At 69.8% G+C, this 23,037-nt stretch carries 20 protein-coding genes; 6 read left to right on the top strand and 14 right to left on the bottom strand.

The features are described 5' to 3' along the window. Positions 1–81: 81 nt before the first annotated feature. Positions 82–579, top strand: a complete 498-nt coding sequence (locus ACZ7OH_RS33955) for a DNA/RNA helicase domain-containing protein (RefSeq protein ID WP_470284570.1) — start codon at positions 82–84, stop codon at positions 577–579. Here ACZ7OH_RS33955 and ACZ7OH_RS33950 read toward each other — a convergent pair. Further along, the gene (locus tag ACZ7OH_RS33950; RefSeq protein WP_470284569.1) at positions 576–1,517 is read right to left on the bottom strand and encodes a hypothetical protein; all 942 of its coding nucleotides are present in this window, start codon (positions 1,515–1,517) and stop codon (positions 576–578) included. The two genes, ACZ7OH_RS33955 and ACZ7OH_RS33950, sit on opposite strands and share 4 nt — an antisense overlap. Continuing rightward, entirely contained in the window at positions 1,514–2,155 is a 642-nt protein-coding gene (locus tag ACZ7OH_RS33945) for a vWA domain-containing protein (protein ID WP_470284568.1), read from the bottom strand. Before ACZ7OH_RS33945 ends, ACZ7OH_RS33950 begins: the two co-directional genes overlap by 4 nt. Positions 2,156–2,302: 147 nt before the next feature. Between ACZ7OH_RS33945 and ACZ7OH_RS33940 the strand changes: the two genes are divergently transcribed. Next, positions 2,303–5,239 (top strand): AfsR/SARP family transcriptional regulator, encoded by a 2,937-nt coding sequence (locus ACZ7OH_RS33940; protein WP_470284567.1) that lies wholly within the window; start codon positions 2,303–2,305, stop codon positions 5,237–5,239. Positions 5,240–5,241: 2 nt separating this feature from the next. Here the strand turns inward: ACZ7OH_RS33940 and ACZ7OH_RS33935 are convergent, their stop codons facing one another. The 8 genes from ACZ7OH_RS33935 to ACZ7OH_RS33900 form a co-directional block, all read right to left on the bottom strand. After that, complete coding sequence (locus ACZ7OH_RS33935) at positions 5,242–6,447, bottom strand: helix-turn-helix domain-containing protein (RefSeq protein ID WP_470284566.1); 1,206 nt, start codon at positions 6,445–6,447, stop codon at positions 5,242–5,244. A gap of 99 nt (positions 6,448–6,546) precedes the next feature. Next, on the bottom strand, positions 6,547–6,729 hold the full coding sequence (locus ACZ7OH_RS33930; protein ID WP_470284565.1) for a hypothetical protein: 183 nt from the start codon (positions 6,727–6,729) through the stop codon (positions 6,547–6,549). Between the two features lie 174 nt (positions 6,730–6,903). Continuing rightward, positions 6,904–10,059, bottom strand: a complete 3,156-nt coding sequence (locus ACZ7OH_RS33925) for a helicase HerA domain-containing protein (RefSeq protein WP_470284564.1) — start codon at positions 10,057–10,059, stop codon at positions 6,904–6,906. Further along, positions 10,056–10,661, bottom strand: coding sequence for a hypothetical protein (locus ACZ7OH_RS33920; RefSeq protein WP_470284563.1), 606 nt, complete (start codon positions 10,659–10,661; stop codon positions 10,056–10,058). Before ACZ7OH_RS33920 ends, ACZ7OH_RS33925 begins: the two co-directional genes overlap by 4 nt. Before the next feature lie 10 nt (positions 10,662–10,671). Beyond that, the gene (locus ACZ7OH_RS33915) at positions 10,672–12,294 is read right to left on the bottom strand and encodes a CATRA system-associated protein (RefSeq protein ID WP_470284562.1); all 1,623 of its coding nucleotides are present in this window, start codon (positions 12,292–12,294) and stop codon (positions 10,672–10,674) included. Further along, on the bottom strand, positions 12,291–12,890 hold the full coding sequence (locus ACZ7OH_RS33910; protein ID WP_470284561.1) for a TIR domain-containing protein: 600 nt from the start codon (positions 12,888–12,890) through the stop codon (positions 12,291–12,293). Before ACZ7OH_RS33910 ends, ACZ7OH_RS33915 begins: the two co-directional genes overlap by 4 nt. A gap of 100 nt (positions 12,891–12,990) precedes the next feature. Then, positions 12,991–13,188, bottom strand: a complete 198-nt coding sequence (locus ACZ7OH_RS33905) for a hypothetical protein (RefSeq protein WP_470284560.1) — start codon at positions 13,186–13,188, stop codon at positions 12,991–12,993. Further along, a complete protein-coding gene (locus ACZ7OH_RS33900) occupies positions 13,185–14,216 on the bottom strand; it encodes an MFS transporter (protein WP_470284559.1) in 1,032 nt (343 codons plus the stop codon). The genes ACZ7OH_RS33905 and ACZ7OH_RS33900 overlap by 4 nt, the downstream gene beginning before the upstream one ends. A 71-nt stretch (positions 14,217–14,287) precedes the next feature. On the opposite strand from ACZ7OH_RS33900, the gene ACZ7OH_RS33895 reads away from it, so the two are divergent. Beyond that, positions 14,288–15,130, top strand: a complete 843-nt coding sequence (locus tag ACZ7OH_RS33895) for a LysR family transcriptional regulator (RefSeq protein ID WP_470284558.1) — start codon at positions 14,288–14,290, stop codon at positions 15,128–15,130. Here the strand turns inward: ACZ7OH_RS33895 and ACZ7OH_RS33890 are convergent. From ACZ7OH_RS33890 to ACZ7OH_RS33880, 3 genes are read right to left on the bottom strand one after another with little or no spacing between them, the layout of a single operon-like run. Beyond that, a complete protein-coding gene (locus ACZ7OH_RS33890; RefSeq protein WP_470284557.1) occupies positions 15,120–15,536 on the bottom strand; it encodes a hypothetical protein in 417 nt (138 codons plus the stop codon). The genes ACZ7OH_RS33895 and ACZ7OH_RS33890 overlap by 11 nt on opposite strands. After that, entirely contained in the window at positions 15,533–16,117 is a 585-nt protein-coding gene (locus ACZ7OH_RS33885) for an amidohydrolase family protein (RefSeq protein WP_470284556.1), read from the bottom strand. The genes ACZ7OH_RS33890 and ACZ7OH_RS33885 overlap by 4 nt, the downstream gene beginning before the upstream one ends. Before the next feature lie 10 nt (positions 16,118–16,127). Then, positions 16,128–16,643, bottom strand: coding sequence for a GlcG/HbpS family heme-binding protein (locus tag ACZ7OH_RS33880; RefSeq protein ID WP_470284555.1), 516 nt, complete (start codon positions 16,641–16,643; stop codon positions 16,128–16,130). Positions 16,644–16,801: 158 nt separating this feature from the next. Here ACZ7OH_RS33880 and ACZ7OH_RS33875 point away from each other — a divergent pair, with 158 nt between their 5' ends. From ACZ7OH_RS33875 to ACZ7OH_RS33865, 3 genes are all read left to right on the top strand, one after another. Next, positions 16,802–17,896 (top strand): sensor histidine kinase, encoded by a 1,095-nt coding sequence (locus ACZ7OH_RS33875; protein ID WP_470284554.1) that lies wholly within the window; start codon positions 16,802–16,804, stop codon positions 17,894–17,896. A 2-nt stretch (positions 17,897–17,898) separates the two neighbouring features. Beyond that, positions 17,899–18,579, top strand: coding sequence for a response regulator (locus ACZ7OH_RS33870; RefSeq protein WP_470284583.1), 681 nt, complete (start codon positions 17,899–17,901; stop codon positions 18,577–18,579). A 251-nt stretch (positions 18,580–18,830) separates the two neighbouring features. Beyond that, on the top strand, positions 18,831–22,073 hold the full coding sequence (locus tag ACZ7OH_RS33865; RefSeq protein ID WP_470284553.1) for a GH92 family glycosyl hydrolase: 3,243 nt from the start codon (positions 18,831–18,833) through the stop codon (positions 22,071–22,073). Here the strand turns inward: ACZ7OH_RS33865 and ACZ7OH_RS33860 are convergent. Beyond that, positions 22,060–22,992, bottom strand: coding sequence for an RNA polymerase subunit sigma-70 (locus ACZ7OH_RS33860; protein WP_470284552.1), 933 nt, complete (start codon positions 22,990–22,992; stop codon positions 22,060–22,062). The two genes, ACZ7OH_RS33865 and ACZ7OH_RS33860, sit on opposite strands and share 14 nt — an antisense overlap. Positions 22,993–23,037 lie beyond the last annotated feature (45 nt).

Raw genomic sequence — 23,037 nt, 5'->3', positions numbered from 1 at the left:
CACAACTCGTCCGGCACCAGCCGCTGCGACAACTCGTCCATCACAGGCCAAGATCATGCCCGCACCTCAACCAACATCCAAGTGAGACACGCTCTGAACCAGCAGGCCGCGCACGGCGGCGTCGCCCGCCTCACGGCGGGCTATTGCTGGCGGTGGAGCGACCCGGTCGGGGAAGGAGGCGAACGGCACCTCGTCGACGACGTCCACATCGGATCCTGGAAACGGCCCTGGAACGCGAAGTCCGAGGGCAAGCGGGCGGTGCCGGGCGTTCCCGAATCGGACTTCTGGGCGACCGACAGCCGCGGCTTCGGTCAGGTCGGCTGCATCTACACCGCCCAGGGCTTCGAATACGACTGGTCCGGAGTCATCTTCGGCCCGGACCTGGTGCGCCGCGACGGAATGTGGGTGCCCAGCCGATCCGACTCGAAGGACCCGTCGGTCAAGCGCGCCGACGACCTGCACTTCGCCTCGCTGATCAAGAACACCTACAAGGTCCTGCTCACCCGGGGTATGCGCGGGACGGCCATCCACTCGACGGACCGGGAGACGCAGGAGTTCCTCGAGGAAATGACCAGCTAACCCGGTTCCTCCCGGGCAGCCGGTTCCACCCAGCGCGCGCCGTAGGCCATCCCCGGCGTGAGCCGGTGGAACTGCATGTGCAGCTCCCCGGTCGGATCGACCTCGCACCGCCGTCCCCGGAAGCCCGGGTCCGAGGCGTCGCGCTGGAAGGCCCCCTCCAGCGCCCAAACCTCACGAGGCTTGTCGGGTCCGAACCGGACCCGCAAGTCGAACAGCTCGCAGAAGTGCCGGGGCACGCAAACCATGCACGGACGCAACACCGCCGGCCGGAACAGGACAGCCAGCTCCCACGTCTCCCCGCGGGCGAGCGGCCTGGGCAGCCGCAGCTCGAACCCCCGCCGGTCGGTCGCCTCCATGCCCCGGTCCACCAGCGTCCCACCGTAGAACACCGTCGCCGACAGGTCCTCGCAGCCGGCCGGAAGCGACACCGCGAGCTCGAGCGAACTCACCCCGTCCTGGTCTGCGACCACCCGGCGTCGCTCCAGCACGGAAGGCTGCGGCTGGTCCAAGACCATCGCCACGGCGAGCGACACCGTGTGCCAGCTGTCGGCCGGAGAGGCGGGGCGAGCGTCCACCGACCCCGCCGCCAGCTCCGCCAGCAGGTCGATCGCCTCGTCCACGCGACGCCGGACCGTGCGCGGGTCGCGGTCGACGCGCATCGCCGCCCAGCGAACCCGGTCCTGGTACAGCGGCTGGTGAGCCTCCGCGTTGATCGCGAAGGCCGCCAACGCCGCCAGGCGAAGGTCCTCGGGCAGGTGCGACGCCAGTTCGGTCAGGCGCCCCGCCACCTTGGCGCGGATCGCCACCAGACCGTCATCCTCCGCAACCGCACAGGCCAACCGGAGGACCGGCCCGACCCGCTCCTCGACCCGGCCCTGCAGGCCACGTCCTTTGCGGAGGGTCTTCAGCTCCTGGACCAGCTCGGTTTGCCCGCTCACGGTCGGTCTCCTTCAGTGCGTTTCCATGACGTCTCCTTTCCGAACAGGGTGCGGGCAGCCGGTGGACGTGAAGTGGACAGAACGTGCATCACCGAGGCGATCAGCGCCGTCCCCACGCGGATACCGTCGCGGCCGAGGTACGTGCGGAACGTGCCGATGCGGCCGAGCGCGTCCGCGTCCGCGTCACCGACACCGAACGCCACGACGTGGGGGCGCCGCGCCCACGTCGGGTCGGTCAGCGAGGCGAACGCCGCCGGCCAGGTCACCGGATCGGTCGGCTGTCCGTCGGACAGGAAGAACACCACCGGACGATGGACCCGAAGGCGGTGCCGCTCGAGGGCGACGACGTCGCGCTCGACGACCTCGCGCAGGAAGGCGAACGCCGGCCCGAAGTTGGTCCCGGCGCACGCACGGGGAGGAGGGAGCTCGGCAAGCTCGTCCATCGGCAGCAGCGACTGCACAACGTGCGGGGTCTCCCCGAAGCTGACCACGCTGCAGAGCACCCTGTCGGTGACCGATGCGTCGGCGTGGACCGCGCCGCGGAACTCCCGCAACCCGGTGTTCAGCTCATCGATGTGATCGGCCATCGAAAGCGACACATCGCAAGCGACGTAGCACGGCAACACATCGGACCCCATCCCGGTTTCTCCTTCACGCCCCTGGTTCACCGGCGCAGCGTGGCAAGCCCGCGTGTATCGAACGTGGAAGAAATGCGGATTTTCGAAACCCTTACGGCCGATTGCGCGATGTCAATTGCGGACAGCAAGCTGACGCGGGGAGGCTGCGTGGAGTTTCGGATGCTCGGCCCGCTGGAGGCGTGGCAAGACGGCGCCCCGGTGCAGCTGGGTGACCAGCAGCAGCGGTTCGTCCTCGTCGTGCTGCTCCTGCACGCCAACAGGCCGGTGACTCCCGCCCGGCTCACCGAGATCGTCTGGCCCGGCCGGGAGATCAAGCCCACCCTGGTGCGCAGCTACATCAAGCGACTGCGCGACGTCGTGCAGGACGTCGGCGACGTGGGCATCGAGACGACCCCTACCGGCTACCTGCTGCGGGTCGGCGAGGACCAGCTCGACACCGTGCGGTTCGACCGGCTGCGGGCCGAAGCAGCCGCAGCCCTCCCCGGCGACCCGCACCGAGCGATCACCCTCCTACGTGAGGCTGTCGGCCTCTGGCGAGGGAAGTTCCTCGAAGACATCGACATCGACCGGGTCGGTGGCGCCGAGGTGATCTCACCGGACGAAAGCTATGCCGATGTGGTCGGCGACCTGGCCGAACTCGAGCTGGAGTCCGGCGATCACCGACCGGCGCGCGACCGGCTGCGGCCGCTCGTCCAAGCCGACCCGGCCAGCCAGAAGCACGCCGAGCTGCTGATGCGCGCATTGCTCGCCGGCGGCGACCGGATGGCTGCCCTGCGCGTCTTCCACGCCACCCTCGACGCCCTCGCCGCCGCGCGCATGGAGCCCGGGCCCGTGCTGCGCAAGCTCGCCGCGCGAGCGGAACAAGGCGATCCGCCCAGCTCTCTGCCGTCGCGGCCTGGCGGGTTCACCGGCCGCGCCGCGGAGCTCGCCGCGATCGAGGCGGCCGCGGTAGCCGGCCGCCGCGCTGTCTGGATCAGCGGCGCACCCGGCGTCGGCAAGTCCGGCCTGGCGATCGAAGCGGCCCATCGGCTGCGCGACCGCTTCCCCGACGGACAGCTCTCTGCCCGCCTGAACGGGTTCACGCCCGGTGTGGCCGCGGTCGACGTCGGTGACGCCCTGACCGAGCTGCTGATCGACCTCGGTGTGCCGGCCGAGCAGATCCCGGCCACCGTGGGCCGCAAGGTCACGCTCTACCAGATGACATTGTGGGGCACCCGCACGCTGATCGTGCTGGACAACGCCGCGTCTGCGGAGCAGATCCGGCCGTTGCTCCCCGAGGCCGAGGGGTGCCTGACGATCGTCACCAGCCGGCGGACGGGTGACCCGGACACCGGGGACCACCTCCGGCTCTCGCCGCTGCCACCCGGCGAAGCGGCCGAGCTGTTCCACACGCTGACCGACCCGCCACGGGTCCGCGGCCGTACGGCCGAAGTGGCCGCGATCGTCCGGCGGTGCGGCTTCCTCCCGATGCCCATCCGCGTGGCTGCCGCGCTGTTCCGGCGGCACGACCAGTGGCCGTTGGGACACCTGCTCCGCCTGCTCGACGAAAGCGGGCCCTGGGGCGCGGACAACGGCGAAACCGACGGCACCGCTGCCGTCCGGGTGTCGTACCAGCAGCTCGGTGAGCCCCAACGCGCCTTGTTCCGGCTGCTCGGCAGCATGCCCGGCCCGGATCTCGACGTCGCCGGCGGGGCGGCCCTCGCCGGCTGCGACGTCACTGAGGCGCGAATGCTGCTCGACGACCTTCACGAGGTGAGCCTCCTCGAGGAGGCCGCGCCGGAGCGGTACCTCATGCTGGATCCGCTCAAGGAGTTCGCCGCGGTCGAGCCGCCGCCCGACCAGGCTGCCGCAGTGGTGCGGCTGCTCGACTTCTACCTGGTCACGCTGGCCGCCGCCGTGGGCGCCGCCTACCCGTTCGACCGGGCTCAGCTCCCCGCGACGGACCGGTCCAGTCCCGTGACGCGGCTCTTCCTCGACGCGGACAGCGGCTTGCGGTGGATCGCCGCCGAGCGGGACAACCTCGTCGCTGCGATCCACTACGCAGCACGGCACGACCTACCCGAGCACACTTGGCGGCTGGCCGTGCTGCTGTGGCGCTACTTCAACACGACGAACCAGTTCGAGGACTGGATCAGCACCCTCGAACTCGCGTGGAAGACCGTCTCGGCCGATCCGGGCAACGACTACGGCCAGGCCCACGTGCTGCTGCGGCTGGCCACCGCGCACGACCGGCGCGGGCAGCTCTCGGAAGCGCTGGAGCTGGCTGCGCAGGCGTTGCCGAAATGGCATCGCCTCGGTGACCAGGGGGGCGAGGCGGCGACGTTGTGCGCACTCGCCATCCCCACGATGGAACTCGGCCGGCACGACCAGGCGATGGCACACCTCGAGGTCGCGCTGATCAAGTACGAGCAGAGTGAGGACCGGCGAGGCGAGGCCCACGCGCTGAGCATGCTCGGCTACCTCAACGAGCTGCATGGCAACCTCGACGTCGCGCTGGACCAGCACCGATCCGCGGCACGGACGCTGCGCGAGATCCGGCACGTGCAGGGCCTCGCGCACACCCTCAACAACCTCGGGTCGGTTCAAGAGCGGCTGGGTCAGCTGTCCGAGGCGCTGGCCAGCTACACCGACGCGCACGCTCACGCCGTCGAAGTCGGCGACCGCTGTGTCGAAGCCTACGCACTGAACAACATCGGCAACGTGCACCGGCAACGCGGCCGGTTTCCCGAAGCCGTGCGCTACCACGACAAGGCCAGGGAGGTGGCGGCGAACGTGCCGGACGCCGACCTGCGCACCCAGCTCTACCTCGACCGCGGCGCGACCGCACTGGCCATGGGTGCTCGGCAGGACGCGCTCACCGCCTGCCAAGCGGCTTTGGACTTGGCCGACGGCGCCGGGAACCGGGCGTACCAGGCCCGAGCGCACCGCGGGGTCGCGGAGACGCTGCACGCGTTGGGCAACCACGAAGGTGCCGTCACCCATTGGGCCGCGGCCGAAAGCGAGTTCGCCGCGCTCGACCTGCCGGAGGCCGCGCAGGTCCGCGACGAACGCGCTGCTCTGGAGTGCGCTTGCGGCCCCCGGTGAAGTCAGTGCCGGTGCAGTACGCGGCTGAGCTCGGGGTAGATCTCCCGGACGGTCTGGTGGGTGCGCCACCTGCTGAGGCACCGGCTCAGCTCCCGCAGGTCGGCGCGCACCGTCGCGGAGTCGACCTGCGCCGCGTCGCCGATCGTCCCGGCCAGGGTCCGGCAGCTTTCGTCGATTTCGCCATCCAACGCGTGGGCGAGGGACTGCCGGACGCCGAACCTCGCCCTCGTGCGGCGGTTGGTCGTCGGCACCCGCGACAGCTCCGCGTCCAGCATGGCCGCCGCCTCACCGGCCTGACCGAGGTCGGCGAGTGACCAACCGCGGGCCAGCGCGAGCGGATCCGGCGCGGTCGAACCCAGCACGGGGTAGCCGGAGTCGTCCACAGTGGATGAATAAAGCGGACCGGCCGCGCGGTCCATCGCCCGCTCGAAAGCCGCCAGGTCGCCGGCGAGCGCATGGCCCTGTGCCTCTCTCCGGGCGGCCAAGCCGAACGTTCGCGAACCGGCCCGGCCGAGCTTCTGCGCCTGCTGAGCGAGGTCGATGGTGCTGATCGCGTCCTGCCGGTACAGTGCCAGTCCAGCCTCCCGAACGTAGGCGTAGCTGACGATGTCACGATCTCCGGCGATCCGGGCCAGCTCCGAAGCGTGCCGGGTCCACGTCAGCGCGTCCTGGTCGTTGCCGGCCTCTTGACTCAGCCACCCGGTGTACTCGGCCATTCGGGCCGCGAGCAGCAGCAGCCGCGACCGCAGAGGCTCGGGATTCCCTCTACCCAGGGCATGGACCGTATTGGTTTGGGTGACGAGCGACTCGAGGATCACCGCGGGACTGGTCTGCATGCCGAGCGTGCGCAAGTGCTCGAAGGACGCGCTCAGCCCGGTCACGACGTGCTCGTCGAGGATCGGCCGCGGACCGCTCGCCAGTGCGATGCCGAGGACCGCGCCTGCGCCGCCCGTCAGCATCTGGCGGCGGTCCAGCGTATTCACGGCCTGCGTTTGCGCCTGTGTCTCACGCGCCGAGTCGATCAGCGCGCCACCGGCGTCCAGCACCCGGTCGCAGATCCGCGCGAGCATGGCGTTCGGTGGCTTGAGGTCGTTTTCGATCTTGCTGATGTAGCTCTTGCTGTAGTTGACCCGCTTGGCCAGCTCACCCAACGAGATCCCGGCAGCCGCCCGGAATTCCCGCAATGACGCACCGAATGTCCCGGCCATGCCGACCTCCATTTCCACTACATCCGAGTACACCATTTCCGCGCCTTCCACGCAATTGCCGGGCCGGTCGTGAACCTGTCACGACCGGCCCGGCGATCGTCACCCGTGCCAGGGGTTGCCGTCGGTGCCCGCCGGCGGCGGGTTGGTGGTGCTGCTGGCCGGCGGCGTACCGCCGGCGCCGTCGGCGTACGCCGAGGTGGAACCGATCACCGGAGCCGCCGCGACGATGCAGAGCGCGAGCACGGGACCGCCGATTTTGGCCAGCTTCTTGGGCAAGGACATGACGAATCCTCCTTGATGAGGGTGATTGTTCAGGGCGTTTGCCGGAATTCCGGGCCCTGCAATCAGGATTCGTCATCGACGTTTTACCGACAAGGAGTTGACCGTTTCCCACGGGATCGGTCAACAGTGCACAAAAAGAAAAGGCCGCGTTCCCCTCGGAACGCGGCCTTTCCGTCAGCGGCCGTTGCGGGCCCGGTCGAGTACCTCTTCCAGGCGCAACGGGCTGGGTGGGTGGTGACTCAGGCAGAGCGGAGCCCGCATCATGCGGAACCCGAACGTCTCGCCGGTGACGTAGAACTGCCCGCGTTCCAGCCGCGAGATGTCCCCGACGCTGCTGCCCTTGGCCCTCGCCATCTCGTTCGCCGCAGCGACCTGCGCCGGACTGTTCAGGCGGCCGAAGAACTGCGTCGTCGCGTTACCCGTGACCTGGTTGTGCAAGCCCTTCGGCGCCTGCGTTGCCAGCAGCAGGCCGAGGCCGTACTTACGAGCCTGCGAGGCGAGCAGGATGGTGCTCTGCGTGCTGGCCGTCCAGCCGCCGGACGGTGCGATCGTCTGGGCTTCGTCCATCACGAACAACCCGCCGAGGGGCCGGTCGGCCGCGGGGTGGCGCTTGATCCACGCGAACACCTCCAACTGCAGCTGGCTCACGAAGCCCTGCCGCTGCTCTTCGGACGGCAGCCCGACGAAGCTGACCACCGACAGCCTGGCCCGCTTGCCCGGCGACGGCGTCAGCAGGACGGCGGGGTCCGCGGGTTCGCCAGAGCCGCCGAGCAGTGGATCGTTGACCATCGCGGCCCGCAGCGTCTCGGCCAGGTCGGCAGCGGTCTTGGTGCCGGTGGCGAGCTTGCTGACCCCGATCGGCAGCTCGGCGAGCAGGTCGACAAACCCGGACAGGCTGCGGGACTCCTTCCGCGCGTAGTGCGTGAGCGCTTCGCGCAGCACAGCCTGCCCCCGCACAGCCGCCTTCGCACCACCGGCGACCCGGGCGTGCGGCACGAGCCGGGCCACCGCTGCCTCGACGGCCGCGGTGAACTCGTCTTCGTCGTCCCGGACGCCGGCGAAGTCCGGCAGCGGGTGAAAGCTGAGCGGCCGCCCGCCGGCCCGTCCCGGAGTCCAGATGACCACCTCCGTGTTGGCGAGGTAATCGGCGGCGCTCTGCGCGTCCCCGGGTCGCCAGCCGTCGGGCGCTGCCGGCCAGGCATCACCGAGCCGCGCGAGATCGTTGTTCGGATCGAGGACGATGGCGGACACGCCGTGCAGCGCGCACTCCTCGATGATGCGGCGTAGAAGAACAGTTTTGCCGGTCCCGGAACCGGCGAAAATCACCGCGTGCTTACGGAGGGACTCGAGCTCGATACGGATCTCGCCATCGAGGCCGAGGGTGAACTCGCCGAGCTGCTGCTCGGCTGTCTCGGCCTGCATTGGCGGCTGTTCCGTCAACGCAGGCGGCTTTTGACTCTCGGGTGACTTCTCCGGTGCCGGCGGTGGCCGGGTCTCCCGCTGGTTGCCGCGCGGCTGTCCCGCGTCGGGCAAGATCTGGCGCAGGAGGCCGGTCTTGCTCGCGGGCTTGCGGGACACCAGCCAGTTCAGCAGCTCGTAACTCTGCTTCGTGAGCATCTGGCTGAGGGCCCAGAACGCCCGGACGTCGTCCTCCTTGATCTCGACCCGAGGGCTGCCCGCGCGTGCCAAGTCGCCGACCAGCACGCGGGTCTTGCCTCCGGTCCAGCCCTTCGAACCGTGGTGGAGCAGCACCAGGTGCCGGTTTCGCACGCCGTCCCGGATCCCGGCGGCTTCCCTGGCGTCCCGTATCCGGCGCAGGATGCCGTTGCCGTGCCGAGGGGCGATGGCGCGGAACGCCCAGCGCTCGGCGATGTCCCGCTCTTCGTCTATGGTTCGGCGCAGACCGGCGTGCAGGTCGCCTGCCACGTCCGGAGGCTCGGTCTCCCACGACTTGTCGTCGTTGCCGACTTCGGTGATCCACGAGCGCAAGCCGGCGTGCAGCAGCTCCGGCATGATGTCGTCCTCGGTGTGCTGGTTCAGCGCGGCACTGACGTCGGCGCTCCTCCACAGCTCCTCGAACTGGCGGTCGAACTCCGCGAAATAGCCCGGCTCCGCTTGGACCCGCGGCGGGAGCACGACGAGATCGATCGGCTTCTCGTCGAACGAACCGAGCTCTCGGATCTCTCCGTTGAGGCACGCCTCGGCATGCTCCTGCACGCGCCTCAGCAGCTGCCTTGGCGTGTAGCTCAGCCACGATTCACCGAACGCACTGGGTGCGACCGGCCACGTGGGATGAGGCGGCGTGAAGCCCGCGCGGTCGTAGATCGTCGTCAGCCACTTCGCCACCAGTGCCTGGCCGAGCCGCGGATCGGCGATGGCACCGAGCAGCGGCGTCCTGGTGAACCGGTCGGATACCGTGGCGGTCACCACCGAGTTCAGCAGGCTCCAGGTGTCCGGCAAGCAGGCGACTATGGACAGCGTCCGTCGGGTCGTTTCCCTCAACTGCATCAAGCCGTCGGCGATGAGCGTGAGCTCGCCGGCCAGCTCCGCGTCCACCTGGTCGCCGAGCGCCGTGTGGGCCTTGTTGACGAGCGAGTCGAGCTGGTCGATCGCCACCACGCTGTGCCCGGTGAGCGCGAGCACCCGCGAAAGTTCCGCGACGAGGGCGCGGTGGGGCTTCGGATGCGGGTGGATGCCCCACGTCTGACGCTCGCCGCCGGTCCCTTCCACGACCCCGGTGAGGTAGTCGGTGCCGATCTTCATCTGCTTGCTGTCGATCGCGGAATACAGCACGAGCGCGCGGATCGTGTCCGCGCACTCGACCGCGACCTGGGCATCGATCCGCCGGAGGGCTGCGACGAAACCGTGCAGGTCGTCGACGGTCAGCGGTGTGCGCCCGAGAACGGCCGCGGCGACCGGCTCAGGCGGCTTCGCCTCATCGCACAACCGCTGCAGCAGCTTGGTCAGCTGGAGTTCGCCGTCGTCGTCTTTCCGCCACAGTTCGCTGCGCACGGCACGGGCGACGTCTTCCCAGAACGCGGCACCGGTCGTGAGGTCGATCAGGAAGAAGTAGCCACCGTCCCGTTGCACGGCCTGCCTCACCCGGCCGAGCAGGTGAGTCTTGCCCACTCCCTTCTGCCCTTGGAGGGTGAGTCCGATCGGACTCGGCCCCCGACTCGCTTTCGCGTCGGCCATGCTCGAGAAAATGCGCTGCTCGGCCCGCGTGTGCAGACCCTCGACGTGGAACGGCGACACGGCCCAGACGTCGTCCGGGGTTTCAGCGGAGTTGAACCGCACTGCGGCGAGCGCTTGGCGCAGTTCTTCGGTCATGATTCCTCGATCGCCACGAGGTGCTTGTCTTCGCTGCCGATCCGGATCGCGGCCGCGTGGTCGGCGTCGGTGAGAGCCTTGCTGTTGGCCGACTGCGCGAGGTGGACCAGACCGGTCCGGGTCATCGCCAGGAGCACCTTGTCGACTTCGCCCTTCTCCGCTCCGTTGAGCTTGGGACGCAGCTTGGCCAGCCTCACCCAGTCCTGAGGCTCGTCGGACAGTTCCGTGTAGGCCACCCGGATCAACGATTCGAGGTCGTCCGGCTCGAACACGTCGGTGAGACGAATCTCGTTCTTTCGCAGGTATTTGACGATGCCGCGCAACCACTCAAAGATGACCCTGGCCAAGGCACCGGCCCGTGGCGGCGTCTCGATGTGCTCCAGCGCCGACTCGCACCACTCGACTCCGGCCGGGGTGATCTCGTGCACCAGCCGGTTGTTCTCCTTGCGGGTGACCAGCAGCCCGGCCTTGTTCAGCTTCCCCCGGCCGGATGGGGTCAGATTGATCCCGTAGTCGTTCCTGAGCGTCGTGTTGGGCAGCTCCTTTTTGCCGACGAGCGCGAGCAGCGTCGCCTGCTCGTGCGTTCCGTACCTTTCCGCCATTCCGCACTCCTCACTTGGTGAACACGTCGATCCGGCGGTCGAGCCGGGCGACCAGCACGTCGATCCGGCCGCGTAGCCCGGCCGGCGCCGCGATCCGGGTCCCGTTCGCCCGGACTTCGTTCAGCAGCTCCAAGTCGACCGTCAAATCCTTGAGGGACGCCAGGTCGCCGTCGTCCAGCGCTGTGGTCATGTCACGGACGGTCTGCTCGACGATGGCCCACCGGCCTTGGTGGGCCAGCTCGTCGGGCACCTTGCGCAATGCCGCCGCAGCGTCCTGCAGCGCGACCTGGTCGGCGTCGGTGCGGCTCGAGGGGCCGTCCGCGATGATGTCGTACAGCTGCTGTGCCACCTGCCGCGTCCGCGTGTTCGCGTCCAGCACGAAGAGCCGGAGGTTTCGCAGGAAAGGGGGCAGTTGCTCGCGATCGGTCCGGCTCGTGAGCACGCAGAACAGCTGCCGGTCTCCGGTGTCGAGTGCGTGCCGGAGGAACCGCTCGGCTTCTGTTGCCTGCCAGCGGCTCACCTCGCCGTCGACCACCAGGCAGAGGTGTTCGGCCGGGTCGCTGTTCTGCTCGAGGAACTCGGGGTCCCCCGACAACGAGCGGTCGACCCGCAAGCCGAGCTCCCGCAGCTCCGCGATGAACTGGTTGGCGATCCGCTGCGCTGGGCGCGGGCTCGACACGAGCAGGTCCAAGCTGTACGACTGACGGTGCGAGCGAGCCGCAGCGACGTACGCGTCCCGGTTGTCGGCGAGCAGCGCGGTGCGGTCGAACTGGTGCGCAAGTACTGCGGCGACCGTCTCCAGCGAGTAGGAGACCTGGTCCGCCGACGGCGCGGACTCCTCCATCACCGGCAACTGTTCGCCGAAGCTCCAGTAGGACACGTACGGGACGGTGACGTGCCGGAGCATCTGCTCCTGCGACACGGTTTTGTCCAGCCAGTTCCGGAACAACGGCGAGGTGGCTTCCGCACACCGTTCTTGCCAGGCCTCCGCCCGTTCGTACTCGACGCGGTTGTCGAGGCGGGACAGGACCGGCAGCACCAAGTGCGGCTGCCGGTCGTACGGCAGCCGGTCGCGGGCGAGGTCGGCCAGCCGGGCGATGTCAACGACGCCGTTGACGCTCTGCTGGTTCGCGGTGAACAGCAAGACCAGCCAATCGGGCAGGTGGGCGGTGCAGATGCCGCCGCTGTCCGAGATCCCCGTGCGGCTGTCGATCAGCACGAAGTCGTAGTTCGCGGTCCACTCGGCCCGGCATCGCTCCAGGAACTCGGCGAAGCCGCGGCGGTACAGGTCTTCCCAGTCGAGGCTTTGCACACGGCCGGTGTATTTCGCGTCGTCACGTCCGGCGGCGAGCAACTCCACCGAACCGTTCTCCGCGAGCTCCAGCGGAACCGCGTAGTCGCGCGGGTGGTCGGCGCCGGCCAGGAAGTCGTCGGCGAGGTCGATCACTCCGCCTCGCGGCGTACTCGCCAGCAGGGGCCGGAAGTAGTGGTGAAGTCCCGGCGCTTCGAGATCCCAGTCGACGGCGAGCACGCGATGGCCCCACCGGGCGAGGAGCACGGCGACGTTCGCCAACGTGAAGCTGCGTCCGACGCCGCCTTTGTAGGAGTAGAACGTGACGACGGTGCCGGTCATGAGCCGAACCTCGGAATCAGCGGCGGCGGCATCAGCACCGGCTCGGGGCGCTCCACGTCCGGCCAGTCCGGCTGCCACGGCGGCACCTGCCTGATCAGCTCCGACAGATCCCGCGCGAGCTCGAGAACCGTGTGGTGGAACAGCGGCCAGTCACGGCTCTCCTGGAACACGGGTTCGGGCATGGACAGCTTTTTGAAGTCCCACCAGGACCGCCGTAGTCCCTCTTCCTCGGGAAAATTCTCCGAATCCGAATACAGGATCGGATAGATGAGGCCCTGCGGACGTTCCGGGCTCGCCAGCCCCAGCTGTCTTTCCCGGGCGCGCATGCTGCGGAGCTCCGCCATGCACCAAGCCGACTGGAAGTAGCGCGGCGTGAGCACGGCGATCATGATCTTGCTGCGGCGCAGCGCCTTCTCCAACGCGGCGGGCCAGTCGACCGCCCGCTCCATCGCCTTGTCCATGAAGATCTTCGGCGCGGACGTCATGTGGTCCGTCAGACAGTCTTCGACCTTCGGATAGAAATGGTTCTTCAGCCATTTCGGAGCACTTCCGTGACGACTGTAGCTGATGAAGACGTCGTACTCGTAGGCGGACACGCGGATGATGATAAGCAGCCAGAAGAGCCCCACACCAGGACAAAAAAGTGGTCAGTTCTCAGTGGATTGTCCAAAAAGAGGGTAAAAAGTGGACATGATCCTAAGCGGTGGCCGCGATCGACATGCCGACGAGCAGGACAGCACCGGCCACGGCGAGGGACGTCGTGGTTGTCGTCGCGTTCAGGAGGGCGCCCAGGACCGCTACGCCCAGGACCGCGCCCGTCTGGCGGGACGCGTTCAGGGCGCCGCCCGCCATTCCCGCCAGCTCACGCGGTGCCGAGCCGACCACCGCGGTCAACAGCGAGGGATCGCCAGCGAGACCCCGAAGCCCAGCAGCGCCAACGCGACCACTGACAAAGCGGGGAAGAATGCCTGGAGCAGCACACCGGACGCCATCAGCAGGAAACCCGAAATCGCCGGGAGCCGCGGGCCGATCCGGGCCACCAACCGGCCCGTGAAGATCGGGTTGAACGCCGTCGGGATCGTCAACGGCAGGAATGCCAGCCCCGTTGTCGACGGTGAATAACCACGCGATTGCTGGAAATAGAGCGACAGCACGAACAACACGCCCGACAACCCGAAGTTCACGATCGCGCCCGCCAGGAGGTTCCGGGACAGCAACGACATCGGCAGCATCGCGTCCGGACGCCGTTGCGACGCCACGAACACCGCTGCCGCCGCCAGGAACACCGGCAGCAGCCAGAACGCCGACTCCACCAGGGCGTACGTCAATGTCGACAAAGCGACCACGGCCGATACCTGGCCCACCCAGTCGACCCGGCCCGGCTTGGGCGGCGTCGGCGGAGCCGTCCGGGACAACGCCAGCGCGACCAGTGCCACCGGGACGTTCACCAGGAAGATCGCGCGCCACCCGAAGGCCTGCGTCAGGACGCCGCCCAGCAGCGGGCCCGCCACCAGGCCCGTTCCGCTCACCGCCGCCCACACGCCCATTGCCCTCGCCCGGGCCGCCGCGACCGGGTAGGCCGTCGCGATCAGCGACAGCGAGGACGGCACCAGCAGCGCGCCCGCCACGCCGAGCAACGCGCGCAGGGCGATCAGCGCGGCCGGCGACGGGGAAACCGCGGACAGCAAGGACAACGCGCCGAACGACAGCAAGCCGGCGCGGAACACGCGGCGGGCGCCGAAGCGGTCCGACCACGCTCCGGCCGTCAACAGGAATGCCGCGAACGTCAGCGTGTAGCCGTTGGAAATCCATTGCTGGTCCGGCAAAGACGGCGACAGGGACGGCAACGCCACCGTCACGATCGTCGTGTCCAGCATGACCAGGAAGTAGCCCAGCGAGAGGCCCGTGAGAAGTCTTGCCACACCAGGAAGCCTGGACGCTCCGTGACACCGGCGGAAGCGGGGAGTTACGATGGCGGGTATCGGGAACGCCGATGGGGGATCTCATGGAACTGCGCCACCTGCGCACCTTCCGCGTCGTCGCGCGGACGCTCAACCTCACGCGGGCCGCCGCCGAACTGCACTACGCGCAGTCCAGCGTCACCGAACAGATCCAGGCCCTCGAAGCCGAACTCGGGGCGAAGCTCTTCGACCGCGGCAACCGGACGCTCACCGCCGCCGGGAAACGCCTCGTCGGGTACGCCGACCAGGTGCTGGAACTCGTCGAGGAAGCCAAGGCCGCCGTCGACGACGAACGCGGCGAACCCGACGGCGACCTGACCATCGGCGCGCTCGAAACCCTCTGCGCGCACTGGGTTCCCGGCATTCTCAGCGACTACCGGACCCGGTGGCCGCGCGTCAGGCTGACCCTCAAGGAGGGTGGCCGCGGCGAGCTGTACCAAAGCGTCCGAGAGTCCGAAGTGGACGTTTGCTTCACGTTCGGCGACCCACCACGGGACCCGACTTTCGCGACCCGGAAGGTCGGCGAAACACCGCTCGCCGTCATCGTGCCACCCGGCCACCCCTTGACAGCGAAGGAAGAAATCCGTACCGAAGACCTCCGCGGGGTCGGGTTCCTCGCAACCCCGAAGGGCTGCGGCTTCCGGGAAATGCTGGACCGGATCGACGGACCGGTCATCGACACCGAGGTCGGCAGCCTCGCCGCCCTCGGCCGGTGCGTCGCCGCCGGGATGGGGTGCGGGATCGTGCCCGCTCTGGTCGACCACCCCGGCGCCGTCGCCGTTCCGCTGGCCGGCGAGACCACCGACGTCACCATGACGTGGCGACGACGCGACGAGCACAAACCCGGCATCGCCGCGCTGCTCGCTAGCGCTTGACCACGGCCAGACCGTCCGCCACCACGACTCCGTTGTGGACGACCGTCCGGTCCTTGCCCCGGTCCATCACCGCGCTGGCCGGCGTTTCGCCGTCGACCAGGACCAGGTCCGCTCGATCGCCGACCGCCAGGCCGGGGCGATCGGAAACGCCGGCCAGGCGGGGGACGTCGTGGCTCATGATCGACGCCCCACCCATCGTGGGCACGGCCACAGCCAGCTCGATGTGCTCGTCAGGGCGGAAGCCGCGGGTGAACGCCAGCTGCCACGTCCGGTCCAGCAGGTCGCAGTTGCCGTACGGGCTCCAGTAGTCCCGCTGGCCGTCCTCGCCGAGTCCGATGCGGACACCCGAAGAAACCAAGTCCAAAAGGGACAGTTGACCGGCCGCGGACGGCGCCACGGTGGTCATCGCGATGTCCAGCGCGGCGAAGTCGTCGATGACCCGGCGGCTGACCGACTCGGAGATCGAGCCCAGGTCGTACGCGTCGCGCCGGACCGCATTGCCGCGTCCAGCAGCTCGAGCGTGCCCGGTTCCCGCAGGATGCCCGCCTGCGCGAACGCCATCACCTGTACCTCTGCCTGAGAGGCGAACTTCTCCCGCGCGGCCAGGACCGCGTCGAGCTTCTCCAGCCGGCAGTCGACGTCGACCTGCGCGTAGCTGCGGACGCGAGTCGTGCCGTGGGCGATCATCCGCTCGAGCGTTCCCGCGACGCACTCGGGCAGCGGGACCTCCGCCGACCGCCAGTTCTCCCGGTCGTTCGTCATCATCGCCACCACGCCCGGGCCGCCGGTGTGCGGCCGGAACGGCAGCCCGATCCGCGTCGAGTCCAGGTGCACGTGGACGTCGCTGAACGCCGGGAACAGCAACCGGCCCCGACCGTCCAAAGAGGCCGGCCCCGGCGAGTGCGGACGGACTGCCGCGATCCGGTCACCGCTCAGCTCGACGTCACTGCGCTCGCCGCCCCAGGGGCGGACATCACTGATCAACACGACAGATACGCTACTTGCCGAGCGCGTCCACACCGGCCTGGGCGAACGCCTCGTCCTGCGCCCCGGACGGCGCGCCGGCGACCCCCACCGCCGCGATCGGCGTGGAACCCGCGGTCACCGGGACCGCGCCGGCCAGGAACAGGGTGCCGTCGATGTCCTTCAGCGTCGGGGTCTGCTGCAGGCGGCCGGCCAGTTCGGACGTCTTCGCGTTCCACGACACCGCCGTGAACGCCTTCTCCTGCGCCGAACTGTAGGACTGCGGGCCCGCGCCGTCGCCGCGCAGGGTCAGGATGGTGTTGCCGTCGCGGTCCACCACGGCGACCGAGACGTGCTGGCCGGCCTTGCCGGCGGCGTCCAAAGCGGCCTGCGCGGCCTTCGACGCGGCAGCGATCGACAGGTGCGACGTCTGGATGACACCCTTGGGCGTGGCCGGGGCGGCGGTGGCCGGGACAGCGGCGAACGAAACAGCGCCGACGGCGGCGAGCCCGGCGACGGCGGCGGCGATGCGGATGCGGGTCGAGTTCATGGTTTGCTCCTCGTCATCAAGCGGTTCGACGACTCCAGCTTCAGCCCGGAACCGGGTGGATCCGGTCGGCGTCCCGGCTGACACCGGGGTCATCCGATCGGCTGATGCGTGGCCTCCGGACCGGGTCGACGCTGGTGCCGGACGAGGAAGGAGCCAGCATGGAAGGCATGGAAGACGCCGACGCGCGATGGCTCGCCGCCGCCATGCATTCGGCGTTCCTCCTGCTGGTGCTCGGCTCGGCCGTCCGGTTCCTCACGCGCCACGACGGCACTCCCCTGGCACCGTGGGTGCTCGGGTTCACCGCCGCGCTGGTCGTCGCGTACGGCGCCGGCCTGTTCGTCGACCGGCACCTCGCCTGGCTGACCGTGGTCCTGGCGCTTTGGGTCGTGCTGGTGGTGCTCGCCCCCAGCTTCGCGTGGTCGGCGATCCCGCTGCTGGTCACCGGCCTGCGCACGCTGCCGACCGGGCAGGCGCTCGCGCTGGTCGCCGTGATCACGGCGCTCGTGGTCGTCTCGCAGAACCGGCTCGCCGACGGCTTCGACCCCAACCTCACCATCGTGCCGATCGCGATCGCCGTGGTCACCGCCGCGGTGATCACCTACATGCGCCGCCAGGCCGACCGGCTGAGCGAGTCGGAACGACGCGCCGGCGTGCTGGCCGAACGCGGCCGCGTGTCCCGGGAAATCCACGACGCGCTCGCGCAGAGCCTGTCCAGCCAGGCGATGCTGCTGCAGGCCGCCGACCAGGCGTGGGACCGGCCCGAGCTGGCCCGCGAACACCTCCGCGCCGCCGAGCGCGTCGGCGCGGCGAACCTTTCCGAAGCGCGGCGGCTCGTGCAGGACCTGGCGCCCGCCGACCTCGCCGACGCCACGGTCGAAGAGGCGTTGCGGGCCGTGGCCGGCCGGGCCGGGGTGCCGGTCGAGGTCCGTGTCGACGGCGCCGAGCCGCCACTTCCGCAGCGCGTCCAGTCCACTTTGGTGCGCATCGCCCAAGGCGCGCTGGCCAACGCGCGCGAGCACGCGGACGCCGGCCACGTCGTCCTGACCCTCACCTACCTCGACGACCAGGTCGTGCTCGACGTCGCCGACGACGGCCGGGGCTTCCTCGAAGCGGCGCCCTCCGACGGGAACCGCGGGCACGGGCTCCCGGCCATGCGCGTCCGGGCCCAGCAGCTCGGTGGCAGGCTGACCGTGGAGTCCGCGCCCGGCCAGGGCACGGTGATCTCGGCCGCGATCCCCTTGGAGACCTCGTGACGATCGGTGACAACCAGGGCTCCGCCCTGGGCCCGGGGCTCCACCACCCGGAACCGCCGACGAGCATCCGGGTCCTGGTGTGCGACGACCACGCCGTGGTGCGCGCCGGACTGCGCGCGCTGCTGGCCGGCGCGGACGGCATCGACATCGTCGGCGAGAGCGCGAGCGGGGAGGAAGCCGTCGCGACCGCCGCCGCCCTGCGCCCGGACGTCGTGCTGATGGACATCCAGCTCGGCGACGGCATCGACGGGATCGAGGCGACCCGGCGGATCCGGAGCACCCCCAGCGCGCCCCGGATCCTCGTCCTGACCACGTACGACACCGACGCGGACATCAGCCGCGCGATCGCCGCCGGGGCGACCGGCTACCTCCTGAAAGCCGGGTCCGCCACCGAGCTGTACGCGGCGATCGAGGCGGCCGCGGCCGGGCGCACGGCGGTGTCCCCGCCGGTCGCCGACCGGATGATGGCCCAGCTGCGCGCCCCGCGGCCGTCGCTCACCGGCCGCGAACGCGACATCCTCCGCCAGCTCGCCCAGGGCCTGGGCAACAAGGAGATAGCCCGCGCGCTGTTCATCAGCGAGGCGACGGTCAAGACCCACCTGAGCCGGATTTACGCGAAGCTTGGAGTCGACACCCGCGCGGAAGCGGTCGCCGTGGCCAAGGAACAGCGCCTGCTGGACTGATCGGGGATTGTCCAAGATGGACAGATCCTCTTCGGACAGTTCCAGGGTGAACGCCGGGGCGATCGGCTGGGCCGCCGCCGGCGCGGGACAAGGGCGTGAAAGTGACCGACCTCCCGCCGCCCGGTTACTGCGCGAAGCCGGTGGTTGAGGTCTTCTCAAACGCCCATCGAGGTGGAAAGCTGCTGTCCGAACGACGGGCCTGACCAAAGGTCCGCTTCTGACAACGTTGTCACCCTCCGGGAGGTGCGCCCATGTGGTCGCAGAGCAGACGGATGGCCGCCGCGGTGGCCGTGGGGGTGGTGGTCGCCGGCCTGGCGCCCGCCGTCGCGCAGGCCGCGCCCGCGCCGGCCGATCCGATCGGGCTGGTCAACCCGTTCGTCGGCACGCAGAACTTCGGCAACACGTTCCCCGGCGCGAGCGCGCCCTTCGGCATGGTGCAGGTCAGCCCGGACACCGGCGGTCAGGGCGGCTACGACTACCTGCAGAACGCGATCTACGGCTTCAGCCAGACGCACCTGTCCGGAGTCGGCTGCGGCGTCATGGGCGAGCTGCCGATCATGCCGACGACCGGCGCCGTCGACAACGTTGACAAGGACGCCTACAAGTCCGAGTACAGCCACGACGACGAGCACGCCGAGCCGGGCTACTACCGCGTCGGGCTCAAGAAGTACGGCGTGAACGCCGAGCTCACGGCGACCGCGCGCACCGGCTGGCAGCGCTACACGTTCCCCTCGACCGGGCAGGCGAACGTCCTGTTCAACACCGGTCAGGCCAACCAGTCCGTCAAGGACTCCGAGATCCACGTCGTCGGCGACCGGACGCTCGAAGGCCGCGTCCGCGCGGGCGGGTTCTGCGCCGGCCACGACGAGCACACCGTCTACTTCACGGCGACGTTCGACCGGCCGTTCAGCTCGTTCGGCACCTGGCGCGGCTCGACGCGCACCGACGGCGGCCGCGACGCCGCGGGCACCGGGAACAACGGCGCCTGGGCGAGCTTCGACGCGACCACCGACCACGACGTCGTGCTCAAGGTCGGCCTGTCCTACACCGGGCTCGACGGCGCGCGGAAGAACCTGGCGGCGGAGACGTCGAGCAGCTTCGACTTCGACTCGACGCGGGCGGCGCTGCACCAGCAGTGGGTCGACAAGCTGGGCGCGATCAAGATCGGCGGCGGCACCACCGACCGGCAGACGGCGTTCTACACCGCGCTCTACCACGCGCAGCTGCACCCGAACCTGGCCGGCGACACCGATGGCAGCTACACCGGCTTCGACGGCAAGGTGCACACCGCGAGCGGCTACACGCCGTACCAGAACTTCTCGCTCTGGGACACCTACCGGCCGCAGAACCAGCTGCTCGAAATGCTCGAACCGCAGGTCGCGCGCGATGTCGCGCTGTCCGTCGTGGCCATCGGCCGCGACGGCGGGTGGCTGCCGCGCTGGGCGCTGGCCGGGAGCGAAACCAACATCATGACTGGCGACCCGGTGACGCCGTTCCTCGTCGAGGCGTGGTCGAAGGGCCTGCTGGCCGGGCACGAAGAAGAGGCGTACGCGCTGCTCAAGAAGAACGCGACGAGCACGCCGCCCGCCGACTCGCCGTACAACGGCCGCTCCGGCGTCAACTACTACAACGACCGCGGGTACATCCCGAGCGGCCTGGAGCTCGGCAAGGACTGCGCGGCCAAGGGCGGCGACAACGACTGTGAGCACCCGGCGTCCGCGACCATGGAGTACTCGGCGGCCGACGCGGCGCTGGCGTTGATGGCCCGCGGGCTCGGCCACGGCGCCGACGCGAAGATGTTCGCCGACCGCGGGCAGTGGTACAAGAACCTCTGGGACTCCTCGATCCAGCAGTTCCGCCCGCGCACGACCGAGGGCACGTTCCTCACGCCGTACAACCCGGTCGACGCCGACCACCAGTTCCACGAGGGCGGCGCGTACCAGTACCAGTGGCTCGTGCCGCAGGACCCGGCCGGGCTCGTCTCGCTGATGGGCGGCAAGAAGACGACGGAGAAGCGGCTCGACTCCTTCTTCGCCTACGACAACCTGCTGAAGGATCCGGCCGGCACCGCGCGCAACGACTGGATCTCCAGCCCGTACGACTACTACGGCAAGGCGACCTACAACCCGAACAACGAGCCCGACCTGCTCGCGCCGTACATGTACCTGTGGGCGGGCGCGCCGGCCAAGACGGCGACCGTCGTCCGCGCGGCGATGACGTTGTTCACCACCGGCCCGGACGGCATGACCGGCAACGACGACCTCGGCACGATGTCGGCCTGGTACGTCTTCTCCTCGCTCGGGCTGTACCCGACGATGAGCGGCGCGAACTTCCTCGCGCTGTCGAGCCCGCAGTTCGAGTCGGCGACCGTCCGGATCGGACAGTACGGCCGGTCGCAGGGCGGCACGCTGACCGTGAACGCGCCGGGTGCTTCCGACGCGAACCGGTACGTGCAGAGCGTTTCGCTCAACGGCCGGAACGTCCGGGAAACGTCCCTCGACTGGTCCGCTGTGGCGCACGGCGGCGTCCTGAACCACAAGCTCGGGTCGAAGCCGTCTTCGTGGGGCACGGGTTCGGAGCCGCCGTCGGTGAACAACGCCGCCGGTGACCCGCGGCGGCACGTCGACGCGTCGCTGCGGCAGACGTCCGTCGTGATCCCGGCGGGCGCGGCGCAGCAGGTGCACCTCGACCTGGACGTCCTCGCGCAGAACCCGGCGCTGCAGCCGGTGACGGTTTCCGCGACCGCGCCGGCGGGCTGGAAGGTCCAGGTCCAGCCGGTCGACCTGATCTGGTCGGGGCGGCTGCCGGCGCAGAAGACGGTGCCGATCACGGTGACCGTGCCGGCTGGGACCGCGCTCGGGACGTACCCGGTGCAGGTCAAGGTGTCCGGGCTGGGCGCGAACAGCGTTTCCCGGTCGGCCACGGTCGAGGTCCGGACGCCGTCGGCTTGCGCGTCTTCGGGCACGTCGTGCGCGGTCGACCTGGGCCGCGACTACAACCACGACGGCACGGCGACGGTGGCGTCGTCGTCGGAGGGCAACTTCGACGGCGGCGGCTGGAGCTACGACGCGTCGCTCCTGCCGGCGGCGGGCCCGGTGACCTGGGACGGCGTCACGTACGCGGCTCCGGACGCTTCGGGGACTTCGCTCAACTTCGTGGAGGCCCGCGGGCAGTCGCTGCTGCTCCCGGCGGGTCAGCACGCGGCGTTGAAGCTGGTCGGGTCGTCGCACAACGGCCCGGTGTCGACGACGCTGACGGCGCACTACACCGACGGCACGAGCGCCGACCTCGCGGCGACGTTCGCCGACTGGGCCGGCTCGGGCGCGTCGGTGGTGCTCGACATGCCGCACCGCATCAAGGCGGGCAGCGGGGTCGACGGGCCGCCGGTCCGGCTGTTCGGCATCTCGGCGGCGCTGGATTCCGCCAAGACGCTGCAGTCGGTGAGCCTGCCGAACGACCCGCGGGTCGAGATCTACGCGCTCACCCTGGCGTGATGGTCCGGTTCGCCGGGTCCGTCCCGGCGAACCGCTCCACCAGGTCAGGGAAGCCGAACACCGTGATCCGCGCGATGCCGCCCTTGCCGAGGGTCAGGACCGCGATGCCGAACGGCTCGCCGCGGTACCAGGCCGCCGCCGCGGGCTGGCCGTTCGCCCGGGTCGGCGTCATGTGCCACTCGCCCGGCTCGCCCATTACGTGTCGCAAGAACGCGACACAAGTCGTCTTTCCGGCGAACCACGACCGGGACGGCACCGGCTCGATCACCGCGTCGTCGCGCAGGATCTGCTCCAGCGCCGCCAGGTCCGAGTTCATGAACGCGCTTATGTAGCGGTTCAGGAGTTCGCGTTGATCGGGCTCGGTCAGCTCGCCGACTTCGCCGCCCGCGTCGAGGGTCGCGCGGGCCCGTTGGAGCATGCTCTTCACCGCCGCGACCGACGTGCCCAGCAGCTCGGCGACCTCGGCCGCGGGGAACGCCAGCACCTCGCGCAGGATCAGCACCGCGCGCTGGCGCGGCGGGAGCAGCTGCAGTCCGGCGATCAGGGCGAGCCGGACGCCGTCGCGGGCCACGGCGATCTCCGCCGGGTCGTCCGACTCCGCCGTGACCAAGGCGTCGGGGATCGGCCGCGGCCACTGGTCGCCGGGCTCGGCCGGGACCGGCGGGGCATCGGGGTCGGCCGCCGGCGCGCCCAGCCCGGACGGCAGCGGCCGCCGTCCCCGCTGCTCCAGCGCGGTCAGGCAGGCGTTCGTCGCGATCCGGTAGAGCCACGACCGCAGCGACGAACGGCCTTCGAAGCGGTCGTACGCCCGGAAGGCGCGCAGGTAGGTCTCCTGCACGACGTCCTCGGCCTCGTCCGGCGTGCCGAGCATGCGGTAGCAGTGGGCCAGCAGCTCACGCCGGTAGGGCTCGAAATCCACGGTCACACTCTGGCCGACCGGCGCGGTGAGCGAAAGGAATCGGTC

Source organism: Amycolatopsis sp. NPDC114478 (genome assembly GCF_055633805.1).
The sequence above is the reverse complement of the archived record's forward strand: the minus strand, read 5'-3'. Positions and strand labels throughout refer to the sequence as shown.

What these genes read in the sequence shown, in the direction of transcription:
- ACZ7OH_RS33945 (WP_470284568.1), bottom strand. Translation starts at nt 2,155, where the DNA reads ATGGGGTCCGATGTGTTGCCGTGCTACGTCGCTTGCGATGTGTCGCTT.
- ACZ7OH_RS33935 (WP_470284566.1), bottom strand. Translation starts at nt 6,447, where the DNA reads ATGGCCGGGACATTCGGTGCGTCATTGCGGGAATTCCGGGCGGCTGCC.
- ACZ7OH_RS33930 (WP_470284565.1), bottom strand. Translation starts at nt 6,729, where the DNA reads ATGTCCTTGCCCAAGAAGCTGGCCAAAATCGGCGGTCCCGTGCTCGCG.
- ACZ7OH_RS33925 (WP_470284564.1), bottom strand. Translation starts at nt 10,059, where the DNA reads ATGACCGAAGAACTGCGCCAAGCGCTCGCCGCAGTGCGGTTCAACTCC.
- ACZ7OH_RS33920 (WP_470284563.1), bottom strand. Translation starts at nt 10,661, where the DNA reads ATGGCGGAAAGGTACGGAACGCACGAGCAGGCGACGCTGCTCGCGCTC.
- ACZ7OH_RS33915 (WP_470284562.1), bottom strand. Translation starts at nt 12,294, where the DNA reads ATGACCGGCACCGTCGTCACGTTCTACTCCTACAAAGGCGGCGTCGGA.
- ACZ7OH_RS33895 (WP_470284558.1), top strand. Translation starts at nt 14,288, where the DNA reads ATGGGGGATCTCATGGAACTGCGCCACCTGCGCACCTTCCGCGTCGTC.
- ACZ7OH_RS33890 (WP_470284557.1), bottom strand. Translation starts at nt 15,536, where the DNA reads ATGACCACCGTGGCGCCGTCCGCGGCCGGTCAACTGTCCCTTTTGGAC.
- ACZ7OH_RS33880 (WP_470284555.1), bottom strand. Translation starts at nt 16,643, where the DNA reads ATGAACTCGACCCGCATCCGCATCGCCGCCGCCGTCGCCGGGCTCGCC.
- ACZ7OH_RS33875 (WP_470284554.1), top strand. Translation starts at nt 16,802, where the DNA reads ATGGAAGGCATGGAAGACGCCGACGCGCGATGGCTCGCCGCCGCCATG.
- ACZ7OH_RS33865 (WP_470284553.1), top strand. Translation starts at nt 18,831, where the DNA reads ATGTGGTCGCAGAGCAGACGGATGGCCGCCGCGGTGGCCGTGGGGGTG.